Below are 23,082 nucleotides of genomic sequence, written 5' to 3' on the forward strand. Positions count from 1 at the left end.
GTGCGATGCCCAGAGGGTGCGCCAAAGCCCGCTTCCCCCTGCCGCAAGGCGGGGGCAACAGAACTGTGATGGAATTTTTAAAGACATGAGCGACCAACAACTCGACCCGCAAGACCTGCAACAGGAAGAAAATGCCCTGATCGCCCTGCGCAAGGAAAAGCTTGCTGCCGTGCGTGCCAAGGGCAATGCCTTCCCGAATGACTTCCGCCGTGACAGCCTCTGCGCTGACCTGCAGAAGAAGTATGCGCAAGCGTCCAAGGAAGAGCTGGCCGAAGCCGCCATTCCGGTGAAGGTTGCCGGTCGCATCATGCTTAACCGTGGCTCGTTCATGGTGATCCAGGACATGACCGGTCGCATCCAGGTCTACGTCAACCGCAAGACCCTGCCGGAAGAAACCCTGGCCGAAGTAAAAACCTGGGACCTGGGCGACATCATTGCCGCTGAAGGCACCCTGGCCCGCTCCGGCAAAGGTGACCTGTACGTTGAAATGACCAGCGTGCGCCTGCTGACCAAATCCCTGCGTCCGCTGCCGGACAAGCACCACGGCCTGACCGACACCGAGCAGCGCTATCGCCAGCGTTACGTTGACTTGATCGTTAACGAAGACGTGCGTCACACCTTCCGTGTACGTTCACAAGTGATTGCCCACATTCGCAGCTTCCTGATGGCACGCGACTTCCTGGAAGTCGAAACGCCGATGCTGCAAACCATCCCGGGTGGCGCTGCGGCCAAGCCGTTTGAAACCCACCACAATGCCCTGGACATGGACATGTACCTGCGCATCGCGCCGGAACTGTTCCTCAAGCGTCTGGTGGTGGGTGGTTTCGAGAAAGTGTTCGAGATCAACCGCAACTTCCGTAACGAAGGCGTGTCGACCCGTCACAACCCTGAATTCACCATGTTGGAGTTCTACCAGGCTTACGCCGACTACGAAGACAACATGGACCTGACCGAAGAGCTGTTCCGTGAACTGGCGCAGCTGGTTCTGGGCACTACAGACGTACCGTACGGCGACAAGGTGTTCCACTTTGGCGAACCGTTTGTGCGTCTGTCGGTATTCGACTCGATCCTCAAGTACAACCCCGAGCTGACCGCTGACGACCTCAACGACCTCGACAAGGCTCGCGCCATCGCCAAGAAAGCCGGCGCCAAGGTGCTGGGCTTCGAAGGTCTGGGCAAGCTGCAAGTGATGATTTTCGAAGAGTTGGTCGAGCACAAGCTGGAGCAACCGCACTTCATTACCCAGTACCCGTTCGAAGTGTCGCCGCTGGCCCGTCGCAACGACGAAAACCCGAACGTTACTGACCGTTTTGAGCTGTTCATCGGTGGCCGTGAAATCGCCAACGCCTACTCCGAGCTCAACGACGCAGAAGACCAGGCAGAGCGCTTCATGGCACAGGTAGCCGACAAGGACGCCGGTGACGACGAAGCCATGCACTACGATGCCGACTTCGTCCGCGCCCTGGAATACGGCATGCCGCCGACTGCCGGTGAAGGTATCGGTATCGACCGTCTGGTGATGTTGTTGACCAACTCACCGTCGATTCGCGACGTTATCCTGTTCCCGCATATGCGCCCGCAGGCGTAACGATGCAGAATAAGAAGCCGCCGTTAAAGGCGGCTTTTTATTGCCTGGCATGCAGCCAGCAGAATAATCAGGAGAGTTTGTGGGAGCGAGCCTGCTCGCGAAGGTGGCTTTCGCGAGCAGGCTCGCTCCCACAGTTTCGGTAACGCCGCTCAATTCAGAAGGAATCTGTGATGCCTCCTCAAGGCGCAGCAAATGTTGCGGTGGCGCTTGCCCAAAGTGTCGAATACCAGGGTCGCAAGGCCAGCCGGCATGGCAGCGAGCAGCGCCGCCAGTTGATTCTCGATGCTGCCATGCGCATCGTCATACGCGACGGCGTGCGGGGCGTGCGCCATCGGGCGGTGGCCGCCGAAGCGGGGGTGCCGTTGTCGGCAACCACGTATTACTTCAAGGATATCGATGACCTGATCAACGACACCTTCGCCCAGTATGTGGAGCGCAGTGCGGCCTTTATGGCCAAGTTGTGGCAGGGCACCGAAGGCAAGTTGCGGGAAATGATGGCCCAGGGCGATGGCAGCCACCGGGCGCGGGGGCTGCTGGCCGATGATATTGCACGGATGACCGCCGATTACCTTCAGCGCCAACTGCTCACCCGCCGCGACCAGTTGATGGCCGAGCAAGCTTTTCATCAGGCCGCATTGATCAACCCGCGGCTGGCGGTGCTGGTACGTGCCCATCAGCAGATTTTCCTGCAGGGTGCCGGGCAGATCTTCGAAGTGCTAGGCTCCACACAACCTCAGCAGGATGCCAAAGTCTTGACGGCGATTATCGGTCGGATGGAATATCAGGCCCTACTTGATGGCGCGCAGCCCGAGGCGGATGACGACCGTCTGGCTATTCTTACGCGTTACATGCACTTGGTGTTGGCCGCTCTATAGAAGGATGCAGGCATGAAAGTTTGGCGCGTGATGCTTATGGCATTGTCGTTTTTGATGTTGAACGGTTGTCTCGTGACCTTCAGCCAGGCCCCGATCGAGGCGCAGCCGGCACCCAAACAGCTGCTGGGCAAATGGATCAGCAAGGATGCCTGGGGCCAGGCACGCAATCTCGATATCAGTGCCATCGACAAAACACGCTACCAGGCCGTCGTTTACCCCAAGGGCGAACCCAAGGCCCGTGAGCGCTATGTCTTTATCGTCGCCCGCCACGGCAGCCGCTGGTATGCCTCGGCCGCGATACCGGCCAAACTGGGCGGCAACCATACCCTCAGCGGATTTGAGCTGACCGATAACGGCGAACTGGTGATCTACGATCTTGACCTGGATCAGATCAAGCAGGCCATTGGCCAGTCCGCGTTGAACGGTGAGCCGGTGGAAACCGCTGAAGGGACGGGTACCCTGATCAAAAGCCCGTCGGCTGAAGTCTTTGCCTATCTGGATGACCCGGCCAATTCCGACGTATTTGTCGAAGCGGCCCGCTATAAACGTGTGGCCAAATAACGCTGTTAACTGAAGGAAGCTGCCGGTGGACGACTACCAGCGCACGATACGCACCTTGTCTGACCGCATCGTGCTGGCACAGACACCGATCCGCGTGCTGGATGCGGTGAAGTGGGATGACAGCATCCGCCAGGGCTTTTTAAAGGCCAAAGGCAAGGCCATGCCTGCAGTTGATCGCGACTATTACCTGGGCCGGCCACTGGCTTTTGATTCGGCGGCGGTGAAGTCCGAGTTCCAGAACATCGAGCGGGATATCACCCGCCAGCTGGGGCAGTTCAACCCGGTCGGGCAGATCATGCGGCGCATGTGCAAGGAATACCGCATGGTGGTGCGCATGCTCGAAGCCCGTGGCACCGAGGATTTCGGGCTTATTTCCCAGGAGCTGTATGGCGCAGCTTCCGATGCGTTTCATGCTGGCGATCCGACCCTGGCTGACCTGGGCCTGATGATGTCCGATTACCTGGACAACATCGACGGGCGCGGGGCGCTCAAGGACGAAGCCAAGATCCTGACCGCCAAGGATGCCGTGAATCTGCTGCAAAGCCGCCTGAACAAGGTGTTTGGCGAGGCTGAAGAAACCATCCGCGTGTTCGAGTCCGACGGTATCGTGGCAGATGCGGCGGCGGGTGCCGATTACATCAAGATCCGAACCGATGCGATGTTCAACGAACGCGACGTGCGCGCCCTCGAAGTCCACGAAGGGCTGGTGCATGTGGGCACCACGCTCAATGGCCTGAACCAGCCGATCTGCACCTTCCTGTCCAAGGGGCCGCCTTCTTCCACCGTGACCCAGGAAGGCCTGGCAATCCTGATGGAGATCATCACCTTTGCCTCCTACCCCAGTCGCCTGCGCAAACTGACCAACCGAACCCGCGCCATCCATATGGTGGAGGAGGGCGCAGATTTCATGCAGGTGTACGAGTTTTTCCGCGAGCAAGGCTTCGAGATGCCAGAAAGTTATGGCAACGCGAGTCGGGTTTTCCGTGGGTCGGTGCCAAATGGACTGCCATTCACCAAAGACTTGTCCTACCTCAAGGGCTTCATCATGGTTTACAACTACATTCAGCTGGCCGTACGTAAAGGCAAGCTGGAACAAGTGCCGCTGCTGTTCTGTGGCAAGACCACCCTGGAGGACATGCGAACCCTGCGTCAGTTGGTGGATGAAGGCCTGGTGGTAGCGCCCAAGTACCTGCCGGACCAGTTCCGCGACATGAACGCGCTCTCGGCCTGGATGTGCTTCAGCAACTTCCTCAACCATTTGAGCCTTGACCGTATCGAAGCGGATTACTCCAACATTTTGTGAACCCTGTGGGAGCGGGCTTGCTCGCGATACAGGCGCTGCGGCGTTTCAGTTGAACCGCGTCGATGCCATCGCGAGCAAGCCCGCTCCCACACTCACTCGTTCAGGCGAATCGTTCTGATGAAAATCCTGGCTGCACTCTGCCTGCTGTTGACCCTCAGCGGATGCAGTTCCCTGTTGTTCTACCCTGAGCCCGGCCAGCCGGTTACCCCGAAGGCCGCTGGCCTGGATTATAGCGATGTCACCCTGACTGCCGCCGATGGCACGCGCCTGCACGGTTGGTGGCTACCGGCCAAGAAAGGCGTGCCGCTCAAGGGCACGGTGCTGCATCTGCACGGCAATGGCGGCAACCTGGCTTACCATCTCGGCGCCACTGCCTGGTTGCCGGAGCAGGGTTATCAAGTGCTGATGCTCGACTATCGCGGTTACGGCCTGTCCCAAGGAGAGCCCGGGCTGCCGGCGGTGTATCAGGACATCGATGCCGCTTTTGACTGGTTGCAGCATGAGCCGCAAGCCCGGGGCCTGCCGCTGATTGTGCTGGGGCAAAGCCTGGGCGGCGCCATGGGCATCCACTACCTGAGCGAGCACCCGCAGCAGCGCGCGCGAGTCAAGGCGGTGGTGCTCGATGGCGTGCCGGCCAGTTACCGCGAAGTGGGGCAGTTTGCCCTGAGTACGTCCTGGCTGACCTGGCCGCTGCAGGTGCCGCTGTCCTGGCTGGTACCGGATGCCGACAGTGCTCTTTACGCGATACCGAACATGGGCGACACGCCGATGCTGATCTTCCACAGCCTCGATGATCCCATCGTGCCGCTTTCCAATGGCCTGCGCCTGTACCAGGCTGCGCCACCGCCCAAGGTGCTGCAACTGACCCGTGGCGGCCATGTACAGACGTTTGCCGACCCGACCTGGCGTCAGGTAATGCTGCGTTACCTGGATGACCCGCAACATTTCAATGGCGTGCGGCGCCTGGGCGAAATTGCCAATTACCCCGCGTCACCGAACACCGAACTTGAATCCGAGAGCCAACAATGAGTGAAGAACGCAACGCCATCCCCCTGATCATCACCGGTATCTGCAGCATTATCGGCACCGTGGGCGCCCTGTGGTACTACGGTTACCTGCATTTTGCCAAGCCCGAGGACGCCTTGCTGCTCAGCGACTTCACCATGCTCAAGACTATCCCGGGGGAGGACTATAAGGTCTCGCTCACGCCGGCCAACCAGGTGGCGCAGTGCATCGACGGCATCATCGTCTTGTTCGATACCGAGCAAAAAGGCCTGACCGGTGTGCTGGTCAACAACAAGAAACAGGCCGTACGTTGCCTGGGCCAGGAAACGCCGAAGCTGGAGCAGTAACGTTCTGTTGTGGGAGCGGGCTTGCTCGCGATTGAATCGCCTCGGTATGCCTGACTAACCGCGCTGTCTGCATCGCGAGCAAGCCCGCTCCCACAGTTGTGGATATATTTGCGCAAAAAAAAGCCCCGCCTGATTACTCAGGCGGGGCTTTTTCATGTCTTACTTCATGGTTGAACGCGGAGCAACCGGCTGGTTGTCGTTGGAGATGGTCACTTCAACGCGGCGGTTCTGGGCGCGGCCAGAATCGGTGCTGTTGCTGGCCACCGGGTATTCCTTGCCATAGCCCTGCGCCACGATGCGGGTAGGGTCTACACCTTTGCGCACCAGTGCATTACGCACCGACTCGGCACGGCGCTCGGACAGGGTCTGGTTGAAAGCCGCCGAACCGACACTGTCGGTATAACCCTCGACAATCACCTTGCGGTCCGGGTTCTGCAGCAGGTATTCGGCCAGGGTGTTGATATTGCGCATGCCGTTGGGTTGCAGCTCGGATTTGCCGAACTGGAACAGCACATCACCAAAGGTCACCAGTGTGCCGCGTTCGGTTTGCTTGGCGTTCATGCCTTTGAGTTGCTGGATCTGCGCATCACGGGCATCGAGCAAGGCCTGGTTGCGCGCCGCACCGGCGTTTTTCAGATTGTTTTCAGCGGTTCGCAACGCGATGGTCTGCTTGGCCACTTCCACACGCTGGTTGGTCAGGTAAGCCAGCTGGTCAACCTTGGACTCGTCTTCCTTGTTCAGGTAAGCCTTTTCAGCCTTGTCCAGCCATTCGCTGGCGTCCTTGGTTTCGAGCGCTGCAACCTTGGTCGCTTCAGGGTTGGTTTGCAGGGCCGAGAAGTTGGTCTTGGCGTTTTCCAGGTTGACGTTGGGCTGGTGCGAGCACGCCGCCAGGCCAACGCTCAGGGCCAACAGGGCAGGGATCATTACTGTATTGCGCATGATATGTCGTCCTTTCTATCGATTAGGAATGCTGTGTCGTCAGATGCAGTCAAAAAAGGGCAGCGTTTACTGAACGCTGCGCATGCCTTCCTGACGCAATTGCTGAACGGCATTCTGAGCATCCTGAACAGCCTTCTCTGCTTTAGCTGCCTGGGCCTTGCGCTCTGCTACGCGTGCATCCCACTCAGCCTGTTCGGACAGGCGGCGGGCCTCGTCATATTTTTTGTCATGCATGGCCAGCTCGGCCTGCTTGAGCTTGTCCTGGGCTGACTTCATTTCCACCGGTGCATATTCAGTGGCACCTGCGCTCACGGCGTTGTTCACCGCCGATTGCGTCACGGCGTACTGCTCTGAAGGTGGATTGCCAGCACAACCGGCCAGAACGAAGCTGGTGCCGATTGCCAGCGCAGCCAGTTTTAGCCCGCGCAGGCGAGGTGAGGTGGTTTTGACAGTGCGGGTCATCATGGTCTTCAACTCCATTGGGAAGCTCCTTAAAAAAGCAAATTCCATCACGACTGGCGACGTCACCCGGAGTGTTGGAACACGAGTTCCAGCGGTGATGGTTAATGGCTGTGACCGAAGCGTTTTTTGAATAGTTCAATAAAAGATGGCATTTGGCCTAAAAGATTTTCTGACCGATTGGTCAGCGCATTTTTTTAAATCTGTGCTTCCCATGGCTTGCCTCCAACTGCCTTTGCAACGCACTCTTGGGGCACGAGCTGTCCCCGGATCCTGCTGGAGAAACTGCTGATGACCGATATTGATGCACGCTTGCGCGATGATGTTCACCTGCTGGGTGAGCTGTTGGGTAATACGATTCGTGACCAATACGGCGAAGCTTTTCTCGCCAAGATCGAGCGCATTCGCCAGGGGGCCAAAGCCGACCGGCGCGGCACCACCGGCGAGGAGTTAAGCGCCATTCTGGACGCCCTGGGCGATGACGAAGTGCTGCCCGTTGCGCGAGCCTTCAACCAGTTTTTGAACCTGGCCAATATTGCCGAGCAGTACGAGCTGATCCACCGCCGTGAAGAAGGCCAGCCCCAGCCGTTCGAGGCGCTGGTGTTGCCGCAACTGCTTGCGCGCCTGCTCGCCGAAGGCCATGACCCCGAGTCGCTGGCGCGCCAGGTCAGCCGTCTTGAAATTGAACTGGTACTCACCGCACACCCCACTGAAGTGACTCGCCGCACCCTGATCCAGAAGTACGATGCCATTGCCGAGCAACTGGCGGCCCAGGACCATCGTGACCTGACCCTCGCGGAAAAATCCGAGATTCATCAGCGCTTGCAGCGGTTGATCGCCGAGGCCTGGCACACCGAAGAAATCCGTCGCACCCGACCTACCCCTGTGGATGAGGCCAAGTGGGGTTTTGCGGTGATCGAGCATTCGTTATGGCACGCCGTGCCGCATATGCTGCGTAAGGCTGACAAAGCTCTGCATGCCGCGACCGGCCTGCATTTGCCGCTTGAGGCCGCACCGGTCCGCTTTGCTTCCTGGATGGGCGGCGACCGTGATGGCAATCCCAATGTCACGGCCAGCGTTACCCGTGAAGTACTGCTGCTGGCGCGCTGGATGGCGGCGGACCTGTACCTGCGCGATATCGACAAACTGGCGGCCGATCTGTCGATGCAACAGGCCTCGGCGCAACTGCTGGCCGCCGCAGGCGACAGCGCCGAGCCGTATCGCGCCGTACTCAAACAATTGCGTGAACGCCTGCGGGCCACCCGCAATTGGGCGCATACAGCCTTGCACAGCACCCAGGCCGCGCCGCCTGAAGTGCTGCAGGACAATCGCGAACTGCTGGCGCCGTTGCAGCTGTGTTATCAGTCCCTGCATGCCTGTGGCATGGGCGTAATTGCCGATGGCCCGCTGCTCGATTTCCTGCGTCGGGCTGTAACCTTCGGCCTGTTCCTGGTGCGCCTCGATGTGCGCCAGGATGCTGCACGCCATGCCTCGGCCATGACTGAAATCACCGATTACCTGGGCCTGGGCCGCTATGAGGACTGGGACGAAGATGCGCGTCTTAGCTTTCTGATGCGCGAATTGAACAACCGTCGGCCGCTGTTGCCCGGTTATTTCAAGCCGGGGGCCGACACCGCCGAAGTGCTGGCGACCTGCCGCGAAGTCGCTGCCGCACCGGGCGCCTCGCTGGGCTCCTACGTGATCTCGATGGCCGGTGCTGCCTCGGATGTACTGGCGGTGCAACTGTTGCTCAAGGAGGCTGGGCTGGAGCGGCCGATGCGGGTTGTACCGCTGTTCGAAACCCTCGCCGACCTCGACAATGCGGGGCCGGTGATCGAGCGCCTGCTGCTGTTGCCGGGTTATCGCGCGCACCTGCAGGGCCCGCAGGAAGTGATGATCGGCTATTCCGATTCGGCCAAGGATGCGGGCACCACCGCGGCCGCCTGGGCGCAGTACCGGGCGCAGGAAGCCCTGGTCAATATCTGCCGTGAGCAAGGCGTCGAGCTGCTGTTGTTTCATGGTCGCGGCGGTACCGTGGGGCGCGGCGGTGGCCCGGCTCACGCGGCCATCCTGTCGCAGCCGCCGGGCTCGGTGGCGGGGCGTTTCCGCACCACTGAACAGGGCGAAATGATTCGCTTCAAATTCGGCCTGCCGGACATTGCCGAGCAAAATCTCAACCTGTACCTGGCCGCCGTGCTGGAGGCCACTTTGCTGCCACCGCCCCTGCCGGAGCCGGGCTGGCGGGTACTGATGGATGAGCTGGCGGCAGACGGGGTCGCTGCCTACCGTGGCGTAGTGCGGGATAATCCGCAGTTCGTCGAGTACTTTCGCCAGTCCACCCCGGAGCAGGAGCTGGGCCGCTTGCCTCTGGGCAGTCGGCCGGCCAAGCGCCGGGCAGGGGGCATTGAAAGCCTGCGGGCCATCCCCTGGATTTTTGGCTGGACCCAGACCCGCCTGATGTTGCCCGCCTGGCTGGGTTGGGAAACTGCATTGCGTCGTGCGCTGGAACGCGGTGAAGGTGATCAACTGGCACAAATGCGTGAGCAGTGGCCCTTCTTTCGCACCCGTATCGACATGCTGGAAATGGTCCTGGCCAAGGCCGATGCCGATATCGCCCGGCTTTACGACGAGCGCCTGGTGAGCCCGGAACTGCTGCCATTGGGTGCGCACTTACGCGACTTATTGTCGCAGGCGTGCGCAGTGGTGCTGGGCTTGACCGGGCAGGCGCAGTTGATGGCACATAGCCCGGAGACGCTCGAGTTCATCCGTTTGCGCAACACTTACCTTGATCCTCTTCATCTATTGCAGGCCGAGCTGCTGGCACGCTCGCGTCGCCAGCAAGCGGCGCAGGACAGCCCTCTGGAACAAGCGTTGCTGGTGACTGTGGCCGGGATCGCGGCCGGCTTGCGCAACACCGGCTAAGGCAAAACAGCGGCAAATGTCGCGCCAGAGCGGACGGGGACACGGCAGACTGGATGCCGATCGCTGCGCGGGCGCGACACTTTATTGTGGGGTTGCGACCTGTGACACCCGGCCGCACAGGCCCGTTTGGCTGTAATTTTTCCTACTTTGGGCGGCTTGTGTGGGCCGGGCCTGCTGTGTATCTTGATCAGCCCTTGGCCGTTTTGATGGCCATAACCCGATTTTGAGACTGGCCCAAAGAGGCGAGTTTGTTGTCATTTAAATAAAAAATTTGAGGAGCACATCGATGCGCGTAATTCTGCTGGGAGCTCCCGGGGCCGGTAAAGGTACTCAGGCAAAGTTCATCACTGAAAAATTTGGCATCCCGCAAATCTCCACCGGCGACATGTTGCGTGCAGCCGTAAAAGCCGGCACCGAGCTGGGCCTGATCGCCAAAGGCGTGATGGACAGCGGTGGCCTGGTTTCCGACGACCTGATCATCAATCTGGTCAAAGAGCGCATTGCTCAGCCGGATTGCGTAAACGGTTTCCTGTTCGACGGTTTCCCGCGCACCATTCCGCAAGCTGAAGCGCTGGTTAAAGCCGGTGTCGAGCTGGACCACGTGCTGGAAATCGCCGTTGAAGACGAAGAGATCGTCCAGCGTATTGCTGGCCGTCGTGTACACGAAGCCTCGGGCCGTGTGTACCACACCGTCTACAACCCGCCAAAGGTTGAAGGCAAGGACGATGTGACCGGCGAAGATCTGGTACAGCGCAAGGACGACACCGAAGAAACCGTTCGTCACCGCCTGTCTGTTTACCATTCGCAAACCAAGCCGCTGGTGGACTTCTACCAGAAGCTGGCCGCTGCTCAGGGCAAGCCCAAGTACAGCCACGTTGAAGGCGTTGGCTCGGTCGAATCGATCACGGCCAAGGTGCTTGAAGCACTGAGCTGATAAGTCGATTTTGCGTCATGACAACAGCCCGCTTGCGGGCTGTTGTTGTTTATACTGCTGCACTTTTTTCAATTCTGATTCTGACGGGAACACCGATGACCACCTTGCTGGCCCTGGATACCGCGACTGAAGCTTGCTCAGTTGCCTTGTTGCACGATGGCAAGGTTACTAGCCACTACGAGGTGATCCCGCGCCTGCATGCGCAAAAGCTGTTACCGATGATCAAGGCGCTGCTGGCCGCGGCCGGTGTCGAGCTGTCGGCGGTTGAGGCCATTGCCTTCGGTCGCGGGCCTGGTGCCTTTACCGGTGTGCGTATTGCCATTGGCGTGGTTCAGGGCCTGGCCTTTGCACTGGAGCGTCCGGTGTTGCCGATCTCCAACCTGGCGGTCCTGGCCCAGCGTGCTCACCGTGAGCACGGCGCAACCCAGGTGGTGTCGGCGATCGATGCGCGCATGGACGAGGTGTATTGGGGCTGCTACCGCGAAGAAGCGGGTGAAATGCGCCTGCAAGGCGCTGAAGCGGTATTGGCGCCTGAGGCTGCGGCCTTGCCCGATGGTGCTACAGGCGACTGGTATGGCGCGGGCACTGGCTGGGGCTATGCCGAGCGCTTGAACGTCAAGCCGTATGCAATGGACGCAGGCATGTTGCCCCACGCCGAAGACCTGCTGACCCTGGCCCGCTTTGCCTGGGCCCGCGGCGAAGCCATCCGTGCCGATGACGCCCAGCCTGTGTACCTGCGCGACAAGGTAGCGGCTACAAAAGCCGAACGTGGCGTTTGATCCACTTTTGTAGCAGCTGCCGAGCGGAGCGAGGCTGCTGCTACAAAATGGCCGGCCCATTTGCTTAGTCTGCCCTGCGCCGCTAAATTGTATCTATCGTTACAGAGCATGCAGCCATGCGCATTGACAGCTTTTCTCCCCGGTCATACCCCATCAAGCGCAAGCCGCGTAATGGTCAGGCGGTGGTTGATGAGTCGGTTGAAGACACTGAGGCTGCGCCCGAAAACACCCCCCGCACATCCTCCGGCGCCGAGCGCATCAGCCAGTTGCCGGTGCGCTCGCAAGACATGATCTTCCAGCGCGCCATGAGCAAAAGCGCGGCCAGTGCCCTTGCCAGCTACCTGACCACCGCAGGCTTCGTCGACTGGGAACAGGAAGTGCTGGGCCTGGATCTTTACATCTGAGTACATGACTGACCTTCCTTACTACCTCGGTTGTCCGTCCTGGAGTGAAAACGCCTGGCGCGAAGAGCTGTATCCGCAAAACGCCCGCCCGGCGGATTTTCTGAGCCTGTATGCGCAGGTGTTCAATGCGGTCGAGGGCAACACCACGTTTTACGCCAGGCCTGCACCGACCACGGTGGTCCGATGGGCACAAAGCCTGCCTGAACACTTTCGGCTGACGGCCAAGTTCCCTCGGGATATCAGTCACGGCGGTGATTTGCGCGAGCAATTGCATGCAGCCGAAGACTTCCTGCAACTGTTGCAGCCCTTGGGAGCGCGTGTAGCGCCATTTTGGCTACAACTCCCGGCAAGCTTCGGGCCACAGCGCCTGGCGGAGCTGGTGAGCTTTGTGGACGCCTTGCAGAGGCCGTTGGCCGTTGAGGTGCGGCATCCGGAGTTCTTCGCCAAGGGCGATGCCGAGCGCCTGCTCAATCGTCTGCTGATGGATCGAGGGGTTGAGCGTATCTGCCTTGATTCGCGGGCACTGTTCAGTTGTGATTCGGGCGACCCTGCCGTGCTTCACGCACAATCGAAAAAGCCCAGGGTGCCCCCACGTCCGGCGGCTTTCACGCAATGTCCGCAGGTGCGTTTTATTGGCCGTCCGGAGCTTGAGGCCAACGATCCTTACCTGGTGCCCTGGGTTGAAAAAGTCGCGGGCTGGATCGAGGAAGGGCGCACGCCCTATGTTTTTTTGCACACGCCGGACAATCACCGTGCTCCGGAACTGGCACGGCGTTTTCATCTTCAACTGAGTGAAAGGTTACCTGGGTTGCCGGCATTGCCCGAGCTGCATCCCCCCCAGAGTCGCGAACAACTAGGCCTGCTTTAAGCCGCCAGGCGCAAGTTGTTGACCACCAGCGGGCGTGCCCAGCCCAGATCGAAATCCATGGCCCGTTGTTGCTCGATCAGGGTCATGGCATCGAAGGGCTCGGCAGGCGGCGGCAGCAAGTCAGACTCAAACTCGGCAATGGGCAGATGCAACGCGCGAGGTTCAGGCGCAGGGCCCGGTTCAGGCAGCGGATGGCCCTGAGCCATGACTACTGGGCGCACCCACGTAGTGTTGAAATCCTGCTGGTGTTGTTGCTCGACAATGACCTCAGGCGGGTAGGGCACGCCGGGCGGTGGCAGCAGGTCCAGTTCAAATTCGGCAATGGGCAAAAACAGGGCTTCAGGCGGGCGCAGTTCAGTGTCCTGAACGTCGCAGTGGCGCTGGGTCACGATAGTGCCCAAAACCTCACTGCCGCCACGGGGCTCGGCATTTTCATTTTTGGCTGTCGGCGCTGTATCAACCGTCGCATAGTCTTCAGTACCGGACTGCTCGGCCAATGCCTGGGCGTAGAAGTCCTTCCACAGGTGGTTGACGCTTCCTGTGATCTGGGAATTGTGTCGGCCAAAGTCACCAATGGGCGCAATAAAGCCGATAGATGCGGATTGAATGTCTGACATAACTCTCGGTTGGCGCTCAGCTCTGGCAAAATGCCGGATATTTCATTTATCGGCAGTCTTTGCCGATCATTAAATTTTTGAGCGTGTTTTTAGATGATTGAGCAAACAGCGGGCTGTCGTATCAAAGTCGAGGCACTGGACGAGGCTTATCAGGCCCTGGCCGAGCAATGGGCCGAGCGTCTGGGTTTGTCGTTGGACGAACCGGACGCCGAGTTCGCCTTGCAATTGAGCGCCCAGGGTTTGCAGCTGCAGCAGTTGGGCGCAGATGCGCCGGGCCCGGTGCGGGTCGACTTTGTCGAAGGTGGCGCGGCCCATCGACGTTTGTTTGGCGGCGGCACGGGGCAGATGATCGCCAAGGCCGTGGGCATCCAGCAGGGTGTGCGCCCGCGGGTGCTGGATGCCACGGCGGGCCTGGGCAAGGATGCATTTGTGCTGGCGAGCCTGGGCTGTGAAATGAGCCTGATCGAGCGCCAGCCGCTGATCGGTGCCTTGCTCGAAGACGGGCTGGCCCGTGGTCTGGATGACTTTGAGGTGGCGCCGATCGTGTCGCGTATGCACTTGCTCAAGGGCAATTCGATCGAAGTGATGCGCAATTGGCAAGGCGAACCGCCGCAGGTGATTTACCTGGACCCGATGTTCCCCCATCGCGAAAAAACCGCCCTGGTGAAAAAGGAAATGCGCTTGTTCCGGCCATTGGTGGGTGATGACAACGATGCCCCGGCGTTGCTGGAAGCTGCGCTGGCGTTGGCCAGCCACCGGGTGGTGGTCAAGCGCCCGCGCAAGGCACCGTGCATTGCCGGGCCCAAGCCGAGCCATGCGCTGGATGGTAAGTCGAGCCGTTACGATATTTATCCGAAAAAAGCGTTGAAACCTTAAAAGCCCCTCACCCTAGCCCTCTCCCGGAGGGAGAGGGGACTAAAGGCAAAAGCAAATCTGCGTAACACCACAGATCAGCCCCCTCTCCCTCCGGGAGAGGGTTGGGGTGAGGGTAAAAGGCGCCGCGGTCTCACGACAATGGCTGATACGCCCGCATAAATATCCCCACCACTTCCTGCACATGGGCCTCGCTTTCCTCGGGGCCCGGCGGTTCACCGCCAGCAAACAGCAGGCGAAAGTTCGGAGCGCCCTTGAGCATGCAGAAGAAGTGCTCCGCCGCATAATGGGGGTTGTCGATCTGCAGCGCGCCACTTTGATCCATCTTGCGCAGTAGCCCCTCCATCTCGTGCACCACACGCTCCGGCCCGGCCTCCAGAAAGATCTGCGACAGCTTCGGATCCTGGCTGCCCAGGGCAACCATCAGGCGATGCAGGTTCAGCGACTCTTCACTGTTGATCAGCAGCTGAAAACCACGGGCAATGTTCACCAATACATCCTTGATCGGCTTGCCTGCAGGTAATTCAAAGAACAGTACCGGCAACTGTTCGGTGCATTTGGACATGATGGCCGAGGAAAACAGGGTCTCCTTGTCGGTGAAGTGACTGTAGACCGTCAGTTTTGACACGCCTGCCAGACCCGCAACCGCATCCATGCTGGTGTTGGCATAGCCCTTGGTCAAAAACAGGGTTTTGGCGGCGTCGAGGATCGACTGGCGTTTTGCCAGGTCCTTGGGGCGCCCGAGGGCATTGGGGGGTAAAGGATTGTCAGACATATCCGTTTATTACTGGACTGGTGAGTTTAGTATTAATAACATGCTGCCAGTATAAATATTCCAAGCCCCATTAGCGAAAGGTCATCACCATGTTGCGCCATGCCTTGCCCCGCGCTGTGCCTGTGTGTCTGCTGTTTTTATTGTCTGGGTGTGGGCAGCAGGAGCCCGCAAAAATCAGCATCAGCCCGGCGATGGTGGTGCAACCGCAGCCTTCGGCACTGGCCAGCCAGAGTTACCCCGGCGAAGTGCGGGCACGCTTTGACCCGCAGTTGGCGTTTCGCATTGGCGGCAAAGTTACCAAGCGTCTGGTGGACGAGGGGGAGCGGGTCAAGGCTAATCAGCCGCTGGCCGAGCTGGACCCGCAGGACGTGCGCCTGCAACTGGACGCCACCCGCGCCCAGGTCGCCGCCGGGCAGGCCAACCTGAACCTGGTGCGTGCCGAGCGTGATCGCTACAAGACCCTGCTGGACCGGCAGATGGTCAGCCGTTCGCAGTTCGACAACGCCGAAAACCTCTACCGCTCAGGCGAAGCCAGGCTGCAACAGCTCAAGGCCGAGCAGGACGTGGCCAGCAATCAGGCGAGTTATGCGGTGTTGCGTGCGCCGCAAGACGGTGTGATTGCCCAGCGTCAGGTCGAAGTGGGGCAGGTGGTCAATGCCGGGCAAACGGTGTTTACCCTGGCTGCCGACGGCGAGCGTGAGGTATTGATCAGCTTGCCGGAACAGGATTTTGGCCGTTTCAAGATAGGCATGCCGGTAGCGGTCGAGTTGTGGTCGCAGCCTGGCCAGCGCTTCAGCGGCCGCATCCGCGAACTGTCGCCTTCAGCTGATCCTAAATCGCGCACCTTTGCTGCGCGTATCGCTTTCACCGCTGGCAAAGTGCCTGCCGAACTGGGACAAAGTGCCCGGGTGTTTATTCAGAGTGAAGGTGTCAGCTCGCTGTCGGTGCCGTTGTCGGCCCTGACTGCGGAAAATGGTGCGTCCTATGTGTGGCGGGTGGGCCAGGGCAACAAGTTGGAGCAGGTGCCCGTGCGTGTGGGGCCGTTTGGCGAAAGCAGCGTGCCGGTGCTCGAAGGCCTTACGGCCGATGACTGGATTGTTGCCGCCGGTGTGCATGTGTTGCATCCCGGCCAGGAGGTGCGGCCGATTGATCGCTCCAACCGGGCGATCAATGTCGCGGCCAAGGAGTAGTCGCCATGGGTTTTAACCTTTCCGCATGGGCGTTGCGAAATCGTCAGATCGTCCTGTTTCTGATGCTGTTGCTGGCAATCGTTGGCGGTCTTTCTTACACCAAATTAGGGCAAAGCGAAGACCCGCCGTTTACCTTCAAGGCGATGGTAATCCGCACCCTGTGGCCGGGCGCCACGGCTGAAGAAGTCTCGCGTCAGGTCACCGAGCGAATCGAGAAGAAACTGATGGAAACCGGCGAGTACGAGCGCATTGTCTCGTTCTCGCGCCCGGGTGAATCGCAAGTGACCTTTATGGCCCGCGATTCGATGCATTCCGACCAGATCCCCGAGCTGTGGTATCAGGTACGCAAAAAGATCAGTGATATCCGCTACACCTTGCCACCGGATGTTCAGGGGCCGTTCTTCAACGATGAATTCGGCACGACCTTCGGCAATATCTACAGCCTGAGCGGCGAAGGTTACGACTACGCGGTACTCAAGGACTACGCTGACCGTATCCAGATCCAGCTGCAAAGGGTCAAGGATGTGGGCAAGGTCGAGCTGCTGGGCCTGCAGGACGAAAAAATCTGGATCGAGCTGTCCAACCTCAAACTGGCGACCCTTGGCTTGCCGCTGGCTGCGGTGCAAAAAGCCCTTGAAGAGCAAAACGCAGTATCGACGGCGGGCTTCTTCGAAACCCCGACCGAGCGCGTGCAATTGCGTGTGAGCGGTAACTTCAAGACGGTCGAAGAGATCGAGCGCTTCCCCATTCGCGTAGGCGAGCGCACCTTGCGCATCAGCGACGTGGCGGATGTGCGTCGCGGTTTTAATGATCCTCCGGCACCGCGCATGCGCTTTATGGGCCAGGACGCGATTGGCCTGGCCGTGGCGATGAAGGACGGTGGCGATATTCTGGTGCTGGGCAAGGCACTGGACACCGAGTTTGAGCGGATCCAGAAAAACCTTCCGGCGGGGATGCAGCTGGGCAAAGTGTCAGACCAGCCTGCGGCGGTGAAAACCAGCGTTGGTGAGTTTGTGCAGGTGCTGGTCGAAGCACTGGTCATCGTTTTGCTGGTGAGTTTTTTCTCCCTGGGTGTGCGTACCGGCATGGTGGTGGCGCTGACCATTCCGCTGGTGCTGGCCATGACCTTTGCCGCCATGCATTACTTTGGCATCGGCCTGCACAAGATCTCGCTGGGCGCGTTGGTGCTGGCGCTGGGCCTGCTGGTCGACGACGCGATCATCGCCGTGGAAATGATGGCGATCAAAATGGAGCAGGGCTACGACCGGCTCAAGGCCGCCAGCTTTGCCTGGACCAGCACCGCGTTCCCGATGCTCACCGGTACGCTGATAACGGCTGCGGGCTTTTTGCCGATTGCCATGGCGCAGTCGAGCACCGGCGAATACACCCGCTCGATTTTCCAGGTGGTGACCATTGCCCTGCTGGCGTCGTGGGTGGCTGCGGTGGTGTTTGTGCCGTATTTGGGCGCGCTGTTGTTACCGGACCTGGCGAAGATTCATGCGGCCAAACACGGCACAGGGGCTGGCGTGCCTGACCCCTATGCAACGCCATTTTACCAGCGCGTACGTCGGTTGGTGGAGTGGTGCGTGACCCGGCGCAAAACCGTGATTGCCCTGACCGCGTTGGTGTTTATAGGCTCGGTGGTGCTGTTCAAGTTTGTTCCGCAGCAGTTCTTCCCGGCGTCCAGCCGACTGGAGCTGATGGTCGATATGAAGCTGGCCGAGGGTGCTTCGTTGAGCAACACCACCGACCAGGTCAAGCAGCTCGAGGCACTGCTCAAGGATCACCCGGGCATCGAGAACTATGTGGCTTACGCAGGCACCGGTTCGCCCCGCTATTACCTGCCACTGGATCAGCAACTGCCCGCGGCGAGCTTTGCCCAGTTTGTGGTGTTGGCCAAGACCATCGAGGACCGGGAAAGCCTGCGCACCTGGTTGATCGACACGCTCAATGAACAGTTCCCGACGATACGCTCGCGGGTGACGCGTCTGGAAAACGGCCCGCCTGTGGGCTATCCGGTGCAGTTTCGGGTGACCGGCGAGCATATCGAAGAGGTACGGGCGCTGGCGCGCAAGGTCGCAGCCCAGGTGCGGGGCAACCCCCATGTGGTTAACGTGCACCTGGACTGGGAAGAGCCGAGCAAGGTGGTCAACCTCAATATCGATCAGGACCGGGCGCGTGCCCTGGGGGTGAGTACGGCCAACCTGTCACGCTTCTTGCAAAGTACCTTGCTGGGCTCGACGGTCAGCCAGTACCGCGAAGATAACGAGTTGATCGAAATTCTGCTGCGCGGCACAGCCCAGGAACGTACCGAACTGGCGCTGCTGCCGAGCCTGGCGGTACCGACCGATAATGGCCAGAGCGTTGCCCTGTCGCAGATTGCGACCCTGGAGTACGGCTTTGAAGAAGGCATTATCTGGCACCGCAATCGTCTGCCGACCGTGACGGTGCGGGCGGATATTTACGGCAAGGAGCAACCGGCGACCCTGGTGCAGCAGATTCTGCCGACCCTGGAAGGTGTGCGTGCCGAGCTGCCAGATGGCTATCTGCTGGAAGTGGGTGGCACGGTGGAAGACTCCACCCGCGGCCAGGACTCGGTGAAGGCCGGTGTACCTCTGTTTATCGTGGTAGTGCTGACGTTGCTGATGGTGCAGTTGCGCAGTTTCTCGCGCATGGTGATGGTATTCCTGACGGCGCCTTTGGGTTTGATCGGGGTGACATTGTTCCTGTTGTTGTTTGGCAAACCGTTCGGTTTTGTGGCGATGCTGGGCACCATTGCGTTGTCGGGGATGATCATGCGCAACTCGGTGATCCTGGTGGATCAGATCGAGCAGGACAAGGCGGCGGGGCTGGACCCGTGGCGGGCGGTGATTGAAGCGACGGTGCGGCGGTTCCGGCCGATTGTGCTGACCGCGCTGGCGGCGGTACTGGCGATGATTCCACTGTCACGCAGCGTGTTCTTCGGGCCGATGGCGGTGGCCATTATGGGCGGGTTGATCGTGGCGACTGTGCTGACGTTGCTGTTCTTGCCTGCGTTGTATGCGGCTTGGTTCAAGGTGAAGAAGGTCTAGGAGCCAAAGCCCCTCACCCTAACCCTCTCCCGGAGGGAGAGGGGACCGACCGCGTTGATGCGGGATTCAACTCAATGCTTTCAGACTGCCGAGATTCTTGAAAATCCCCTAATCGGCTCCCTCTCCCTCCGGGAGAGGGTTGGGGTGAGGGCGAGCCTGCGGATTAGCGAATCTGATCCACGCGCACACGGATCGGCTGCTGGGTCTTGGCCGTCAGGTCGACACTGTTGCGCTCGGTGTTGATAAACAGCAACTGGCCGTTCTCTTCAATCCGCGCGCTGATTGCGTAGGTGTGGCCAGGTTTGATTTGCGCCGGGTCATAGGTCAGGTGGAAAGGCAGTGGCACCTGGCCTTTTACCGGGCCGCTCTGCTTGGCCAGCGTTACCGCTGGCGCGTCGGCCAGAGACACATCCTGCAGGCTCACTTCCAGTGTAGCGGTAGGTGGCAGGGCGATACGTTGCAGGTAGAACACTTCACCGTCGAGGGACGCTTGCGGGGTCGAGGTCATGGAACTACAGGCTCCCAGCAGGGCGGTCAGGCTCAGTAAAAGTAACTTTTTCATAGGGCAGACTCCGTTTCTTTTCCTGTGTAAGACATTTCACACTGGAGAATGGAAGGGATTCTAGCAATGAACTTGCCTTTGAAGCGGCAAACCTGTGCCTGACAACCGCTGCTGTTTCAGTGGGTTATTCAGTCAGAGGTTCATCCTGGGATTCGTCAGGGGGGTTGTTGTGGCTGGCGGGTTGGATGCCGTTGCCACCGTGGACGCTGCCATCGGGATTCTGAACATGCCAGGGCGTGCCAGCATTACCCCTGGTTTCAGGAGAGGGGTGTTCGGAGGGGGTTTTGTTGTCTTGGGTCATTTCCAGACTTCCTTATCGTTGGTTTGCTTTGGATGTGTGCCGAAATCTTCGGCACACATCCAAGGCTAGTCGCGGATTGGAAGGCTGAAACCGGTTGAGACGTTTCAACTCAACTTTGCAGGATTATCCCACGCTCTCGGAAATATCCGCGGCATCTTCACTGCGGTGCAATGCCACCTGGCGAATGGACAGGCGGATTTCCGCAGGCAACACGCGCTTGGCGGCCCCTTCAGCCAGTTCACCGAGCAATTCGTGGTAGCTCAGCTTGCCATTGCTATCGCGGCGCAACACGTCCTCTTCAAGCAAGGTCTGGATAAAGTGCCGGAACAGGCTCTTGTCGAAGAATTCCGGGGCGTTGAGCCCATGCAGAATCGACAGGCGCTGGGCCATCATGGTGCACAGGTCTTCCAGTTCTTCGGCGCTCAGGGTGTTCTGGCCGCTGTTGAGCAGCAGGGATATAGCCATGTAAAAGCGCTGCAGGGTTTGCGCAATGCTTTTGGACAGCAGCGTCAGCAATACAAAGTGTCGCGAGCTTGGCGCAGGGCGCAGGTACACGTCTTTTTCGAACCGTAGCAACCCTTGCTCGACAAAGGCTTCAAGCCATTGATCGACCACTCCGTCGAGTTCTTGCTCGGACCAGCGGATAAACAGTTCCGATTGCAGGTACGGATAGAGCGCATGGGTGTAGCGCAGGATCTGTTCGCGGCTCATGCGCGAAGTGCTCTGGAAGAAGCTGGCGAGTAAAGATGGCAAGGCAAAGATATGCATCACGTTGTTGCGGTAATAAGTCATCAGTACCGCGTTCTGCTCATCCAGATAGAGGATCTTGCCCAGCGCATCGCTTTGCTCGGCCAGCAGATTCATGTCTTTGACATGCTTGATCAGCGCCGGGCCATCGCCTTCGGGCAAGGTGGTGTACGGCGAGTAAGGCACACGGCGCAGCAGGGCCAGATAGAGGTCCAGTACCCGGGCCATGGCTTGCTCATCCAGGGCCAGGCGGGTAGTGGACAGCAAGGCCAGTGCCACCAGGTTTACCGGGTTGATGGCCGCCGCTTCATTCAGATGCCGGGCAACCTTTTCTCCCAGGCGGTTGGTGGTCTGGCTCAGCCATTCAGGGCGGTAGGACGGTGCAAGCTCCTGCTGACGCCAGCCCGGCTGCTCCTGCTCAAGAAACTCGGCCAGCTTGATCGGCTCGCCGAAGTTGACTGCGACCTGACCGAACTTCTGTTTTTTCAGCGCACCGATCACTTTGAAAATGTCAAAAATCGACTCTTTTTTCTTGCTGGCGCCGCGCAGCTCACCCAGGTAGGTACGGCCTTCAAGAACGCGTTCGTAACCGATGTATACGGGTACGAACACGATCGGCGTGCGTGATGAACGCAGGAAACTGCGCACGGTGATGGCCAGCATCCCGGTTTTCGGTTGCAGCATGCGTCCGGTGCGCGAGCGGCCACCTTCGACGAAGTACTCCACCGGGAAACCCTTGGTGAACAGGGTGTGCATGTATTCGTTGAACACCGAGGTGTACAACGGGTTGCCCTTGAAGGTGCGGCGCATGAAAAATGCCCCGCCACGGCGTAGCAGCGGGCCCAGCACCGGCATGTTCAGGTTGATCCCGGCGGCAATGTGCGGCGGGGTCAGGCCGTTGCGAAACAGCAGATAGGACAGCAGCAGGTAGTCGATATGGCTGCGGTGGCACGGCACATAAATGATCTCATGGCCCTGGGCGACCTTTTGCACGCTCTCGATCTGGTTGACCTTGACCCCATCGTAAATCTTGTTCCAGAACCAGCTCAGCAGTACTTCAAAAAAACGGATCGCGGTGTAGGTGTAGTCCGAGGCGATTTCATTGGCGTAGCGCAGCGCAAGGGCACGGGCCTTGTCGGGCGAAATATTCTCGCGCTCGGCTTCATCGAGGATCGCCTGGCGCACGGAAGGCTCGTTGACCAGGCCCTTTACCAGCGTACGCCGGTGCGACAGGTCGGGGCCGATGGTCGAGATTTTCAGGTTGCGAAAGTGCACCCGTAAAATGCGCTGGGCCATGCGCACGGTGCGTTCGTGGCCCTTGTTGAGGTCGACCAGCTCTCGCATATGGATAGGGGCCGAGAACTGCACGCGGGTTTTACGGCCCAGAATCAGGATGCGCAGCATGCGCCGCAAACGCCCGGTCACGGCCCAGCTGTCGGCGAACAGCAGTTTCCAGGGGCTGGACTCGCTGTCGGGGGACTGGCCCCAGAATACGCTGACCGGGATGATTTGCGCGTCTTCCCCCGGGTGCTGGCTCAAGCCGTCAACCAGTCGGGTCAATACCGGCGGTGCGCCACGCTTGTCCTGACGCCCCAGCCAGTCCGGCTCGGGGGTCAGGTAGAAGAAGGCAGCTGGCTCTATCATCTCGCCTACGGCAACTGGCAGCACCGGGCGCGGCAGGCCGGCTTTGGAGCACTCGGCGTCGACAACGGCCAGCTCGGTCAGCGAGGGCGATTGCAGTACATAGAACACCGGTCGGCTGCGATCCAGGTTCAGGGTCAGCGAAGACTGGTTGATGGTCTCCGAGCGCACCCACAGGTACAGCAAGCGACGCAGGGCGCCAAATACAAGGCGGCGGAATGGGGAGGGGGTCATACGGCTTCTGCGTTAGTGAATTAAACGAGCGTTTACTCGGTCGGGTAGTTTGCAGTATCAGCGCAAAATCGGCAAAAAAGCGCTGAA

At 59.6% G+C, this 23,082-nt stretch carries 21 protein-coding genes; 14 read left to right on the top strand and 7 right to left on the bottom strand.

Annotated elements, in window-relative coordinates; all coding sequences use genetic code 11:
* Window positions 1–85: 85 nt before the first annotated feature.
* The 6 genes from lysS (at window position 86) to EQV96_RS07665 (ending at window position 5,679) form a co-directional block, all read left to right on the top strand.
* Complete coding sequence (lysS, locus tag EQV96_RS07640; protein WP_130872012.1) at window positions 86–1,588, top strand: lysine--tRNA ligase; 1,503 nt, start codon at window positions 86–88, stop codon at window positions 1,586–1,588.
* Between the two features lie 170 nt (window positions 1,589–1,758).
* On the top strand, window positions 1,759–2,463 hold the full coding sequence (locus EQV96_RS07645; protein ID WP_095001278.1) for a TetR family transcriptional regulator: 705 nt from the start codon (window positions 1,759–1,761) through the stop codon (window positions 2,461–2,463).
* 12 nt (window positions 2,464–2,475) lie between these two features.
* Window positions 2,476–3,024: a hypothetical protein gene (locus EQV96_RS07650; protein WP_095001279.1), complete on the top strand. Its 549-nt coding sequence runs from the start codon at window positions 2,476–2,478 to the stop codon at window positions 3,022–3,024.
* A 19-nt stretch (window positions 3,025–3,043) separates the two neighbouring features.
* Window positions 3,044–4,327 carry a flavohemoglobin expression-modulating QEGLA motif protein gene (locus EQV96_RS07655; RefSeq protein WP_153326490.1) on the top strand — a complete coding sequence of 428 codons (1,284 nt, stop codon included), beginning with the start codon at window positions 3,044–3,046 and terminating at the stop codon, window positions 4,325–4,327.
* Window positions 4,328–4,444: 117 nt separating this feature from the next.
* On the top strand, window positions 4,445–5,356 hold the full coding sequence (locus EQV96_RS07660) for an alpha/beta hydrolase (protein WP_095024890.1): 912 nt from the start codon (window positions 4,445–4,447) through the stop codon (window positions 5,354–5,356).
* The gene (locus tag EQV96_RS07665) at window positions 5,353–5,679 is read left to right on the top strand and encodes a hypothetical protein (RefSeq protein WP_029611547.1); all 327 of its coding nucleotides are present in this window, start codon (window positions 5,353–5,355) and stop codon (window positions 5,677–5,679) included. Before EQV96_RS07660 ends, EQV96_RS07665 begins: the two co-directional genes overlap by 4 nt.
* 159 nt (window positions 5,680–5,838) lie before the next feature.
* Here EQV96_RS07665 and EQV96_RS07670 read toward each other — a convergent pair whose 3' ends face one another.
* Both EQV96_RS07670 and EQV96_RS07675 read right to left on the bottom strand, forming a co-directional pair.
* Complete coding sequence (locus EQV96_RS07670) at window positions 5,839–6,618, bottom strand: OmpA family protein (RefSeq protein WP_095001282.1); 780 nt, start codon at window positions 6,616–6,618, stop codon at window positions 5,839–5,841.
* 66 nt (window positions 6,619–6,684) lie between these two features.
* Window positions 6,685–7,083 (bottom strand): DUF4398 domain-containing protein, encoded by a 399-nt coding sequence (locus EQV96_RS07675; RefSeq protein ID WP_169916774.1) that lies wholly within the window; start codon window positions 7,081–7,083, stop codon window positions 6,685–6,687.
* Between the two features lie 285 nt (window positions 7,084–7,368).
* Between EQV96_RS07675 and ppc the strand changes: the two genes are divergently transcribed.
* From ppc to EQV96_RS07700, 5 genes are all read left to right on the top strand, one after another.
* The gene (ppc, locus tag EQV96_RS07680) at window positions 7,369–9,999 is read left to right on the top strand and encodes a phosphoenolpyruvate carboxylase (RefSeq protein ID WP_095001283.1); all 2,631 of its coding nucleotides are present in this window, start codon (window positions 7,369–7,371) and stop codon (window positions 9,997–9,999) included.
* A 286-nt stretch (window positions 10,000–10,285) separates the two neighbouring features.
* Entirely contained in the window at window positions 10,286–10,933 is a 648-nt protein-coding gene (adk, locus tag EQV96_RS07685) for an adenylate kinase (RefSeq protein ID WP_095001284.1), read from the top strand.
* Window positions 10,934–11,028: 95 nt separating this feature from the next.
* The gene (gene tsaB, locus EQV96_RS07690) at window positions 11,029–11,712 is read left to right on the top strand and encodes a tRNA (adenosine(37)-N6)-threonylcarbamoyltransferase complex dimerization subunit type 1 TsaB (protein WP_095018182.1); all 684 of its coding nucleotides are present in this window, start codon (window positions 11,029–11,031) and stop codon (window positions 11,710–11,712) included.
* Between the two features lie 116 nt (window positions 11,713–11,828).
* Window positions 11,829–12,116, top strand: a complete 288-nt coding sequence (locus EQV96_RS07695; protein WP_095018181.1) for a hypothetical protein — start codon at window positions 11,829–11,831, stop codon at window positions 12,114–12,116.
* Window positions 12,117–12,120: 4 nt separating this feature from the next.
* Window positions 12,121–12,984: a DUF72 domain-containing protein gene (locus EQV96_RS07700; protein ID WP_240881692.1), complete on the top strand. Its 864-nt coding sequence runs from the start codon at window positions 12,121–12,123 to the stop codon at window positions 12,982–12,984.
* On the opposite strand, the gene EQV96_RS07705 is transcribed toward EQV96_RS07700, so the two are convergent.
* Complete coding sequence (locus tag EQV96_RS07705) at window positions 12,981–13,601, bottom strand: energy transducer TonB (RefSeq protein WP_095026623.1); 621 nt, start codon at window positions 13,599–13,601, stop codon at window positions 12,981–12,983. The two genes, EQV96_RS07700 and EQV96_RS07705, sit on opposite strands and share 4 nt — an antisense overlap.
* Window positions 13,602–13,694: 93 nt before the next feature.
* Between EQV96_RS07705 and EQV96_RS07710 the strand changes: the two genes are divergently transcribed.
* Window positions 13,695–14,477, top strand: coding sequence for a class I SAM-dependent methyltransferase (locus tag EQV96_RS07710; RefSeq protein WP_095001289.1), 783 nt, complete (start codon window positions 13,695–13,697; stop codon window positions 14,475–14,477).
* A gap of 130 nt (window positions 14,478–14,607) precedes the next feature.
* Here EQV96_RS07710 and EQV96_RS07715 read toward each other — a convergent pair whose 3' ends face one another.
* On the bottom strand, window positions 14,608–15,249 hold the full coding sequence (locus EQV96_RS07715; RefSeq protein ID WP_240881694.1) for a TetR/AcrR family transcriptional regulator: 642 nt from the start codon (window positions 15,247–15,249) through the stop codon (window positions 14,608–14,610).
* Between the two features lie 89 nt (window positions 15,250–15,338).
* Here EQV96_RS07715 and EQV96_RS07720 point away from each other — a divergent pair, with 89 nt between their 5' ends.
* Together EQV96_RS07720 and EQV96_RS07725 are read left to right on the top strand one after the other, a co-directional pair.
* Window positions 15,339–16,439 (top strand): efflux RND transporter periplasmic adaptor subunit, encoded by a 1,101-nt coding sequence (locus EQV96_RS07720; protein ID WP_095018178.1) that lies wholly within the window; start codon window positions 15,339–15,341, stop codon window positions 16,437–16,439.
* A 5-nt stretch (window positions 16,440–16,444) separates the two neighbouring features.
* Complete coding sequence (locus EQV96_RS07725; RefSeq protein WP_095001292.1) at window positions 16,445–19,510, top strand: efflux RND transporter permease subunit; 3,066 nt, start codon at window positions 16,445–16,447, stop codon at window positions 19,508–19,510.
* Between the two features lie 163 nt (window positions 19,511–19,673).
* Here EQV96_RS07725 and EQV96_RS07730 read toward each other — a convergent pair whose 3' ends face one another.
* The 3 genes from EQV96_RS07730 to plsB all read right to left on the bottom strand — a co-directional run bounded on the left by EQV96_RS07730 (window position 19,674) and on the right by plsB (window position 22,995).
* Window positions 19,674–20,072: a YbaY family lipoprotein gene (locus EQV96_RS07730; protein WP_095001293.1), complete on the bottom strand. Its 399-nt coding sequence runs from the start codon at window positions 20,070–20,072 to the stop codon at window positions 19,674–19,676.
* A gap of 124 nt (window positions 20,073–20,196) precedes the next feature.
* A complete protein-coding gene (locus EQV96_RS07735; protein ID WP_153328079.1) occupies window positions 20,197–20,373 on the bottom strand; it encodes a hypothetical protein in 177 nt (58 codons plus the stop codon).
* Window positions 20,374–20,496: 123 nt separating this feature from the next.
* A complete protein-coding gene (gene plsB / locus EQV96_RS07740; protein WP_095018176.1) occupies window positions 20,497–22,995 on the bottom strand; it encodes a glycerol-3-phosphate 1-O-acyltransferase PlsB in 2,499 nt (832 codons plus the stop codon).
* Window positions 22,996–23,082: the final 87 nt, after the last annotated feature.

It is taken from the genome of Pseudomonas sp. TMW22080 (assembly GCF_022496745.1).
In the GTDB taxonomy this organism is placed as follows: Bacteria; Pseudomonadota; Gammaproteobacteria; order Pseudomonadales; family Pseudomonadaceae; genus Aquipseudomonas; species Aquipseudomonas bubulae.

Coding starts and splice junctions, on each gene's coding strand:
- EQV96_RS07720 (WP_095018178.1), top strand. CDS start 15,339: ATGTTGCGCCATGCCTTGCCCCGCGCTGTGCCTGTGTGTCTGCTGTTT.
- EQV96_RS07660 (WP_095024890.1), top strand. CDS start 4,445: ATGAAAATCCTGGCTGCACTCTGCCTGCTGTTGACCCTCAGCGGATGC.
- EQV96_RS07715 (WP_240881694.1), bottom strand. CDS start 15,249: ATGTCTGACAATCCTTTACCCCCCAATGCCCTCGGGCGCCCCAAGGAC.
- lysS (WP_130872012.1), top strand. CDS start 86: ATGAGCGACCAACAACTCGACCCGCAAGACCTGCAACAGGAAGAAAAT.
- EQV96_RS07695 (WP_095018181.1), top strand. CDS start 11,829: ATGCGCATTGACAGCTTTTCTCCCCGGTCATACCCCATCAAGCGCAAG.
- EQV96_RS07710 (WP_095001289.1), top strand. CDS start 13,695: ATGATTGAGCAAACAGCGGGCTGTCGTATCAAAGTCGAGGCACTGGAC.
- EQV96_RS07645 (WP_095001278.1), top strand. CDS start 1,759: ATGCCTCCTCAAGGCGCAGCAAATGTTGCGGTGGCGCTTGCCCAAAGT.
- ppc (WP_095001283.1), top strand. CDS start 7,369: ATGACCGATATTGATGCACGCTTGCGCGATGATGTTCACCTGCTGGGT.
- EQV96_RS07735 (WP_153328079.1), bottom strand. CDS start 20,373: ATGACCCAAGACAACAAAACCCCCTCCGAACACCCCTCTCCTGAAACC.
- EQV96_RS07730 (WP_095001293.1), bottom strand. CDS start 20,072: ATGAAAAAGTTACTTTTACTGAGCCTGACCGCCCTGCTGGGAGCCTGT.
- EQV96_RS07705 (WP_095026623.1), bottom strand. CDS start 13,601: ATGTCAGACATTCAATCCGCATCTATCGGCTTTATTGCGCCCATTGGT.
- EQV96_RS07700 (WP_240881692.1), top strand. CDS start 12,121: ATGACTGACCTTCCTTACTACCTCGGTTGTCCGTCCTGGAGTGAAAAC.
- tsaB (WP_095018182.1), top strand. CDS start 11,029: ATGACCACCTTGCTGGCCCTGGATACCGCGACTGAAGCTTGCTCAGTT.
- plsB (WP_095018176.1), bottom strand. CDS start 22,995: ATGACCCCCTCCCCATTCCGCCGCCTTGTATTTGGCGCCCTGCGTCGC.
- EQV96_RS07670 (WP_095001282.1), bottom strand. CDS start 6,618: ATGCGCAATACAGTAATGATCCCTGCCCTGTTGGCCCTGAGCGTTGGC.
- EQV96_RS07665 (WP_029611547.1), top strand. CDS start 5,353: ATGAGTGAAGAACGCAACGCCATCCCCCTGATCATCACCGGTATCTGC.
- EQV96_RS07675 (WP_169916774.1), bottom strand. CDS start 7,083: ATGATGACCCGCACTGTCAAAACCACCTCACCTCGCCTGCGCGGGCTA.
- EQV96_RS07725 (WP_095001292.1), top strand. CDS start 16,445: ATGGGTTTTAACCTTTCCGCATGGGCGTTGCGAAATCGTCAGATCGTC.
- adk (WP_095001284.1), top strand. CDS start 10,286: ATGCGCGTAATTCTGCTGGGAGCTCCCGGGGCCGGTAAAGGTACTCAG.
- EQV96_RS07650 (WP_095001279.1), top strand. CDS start 2,476: ATGAAAGTTTGGCGCGTGATGCTTATGGCATTGTCGTTTTTGATGTTG.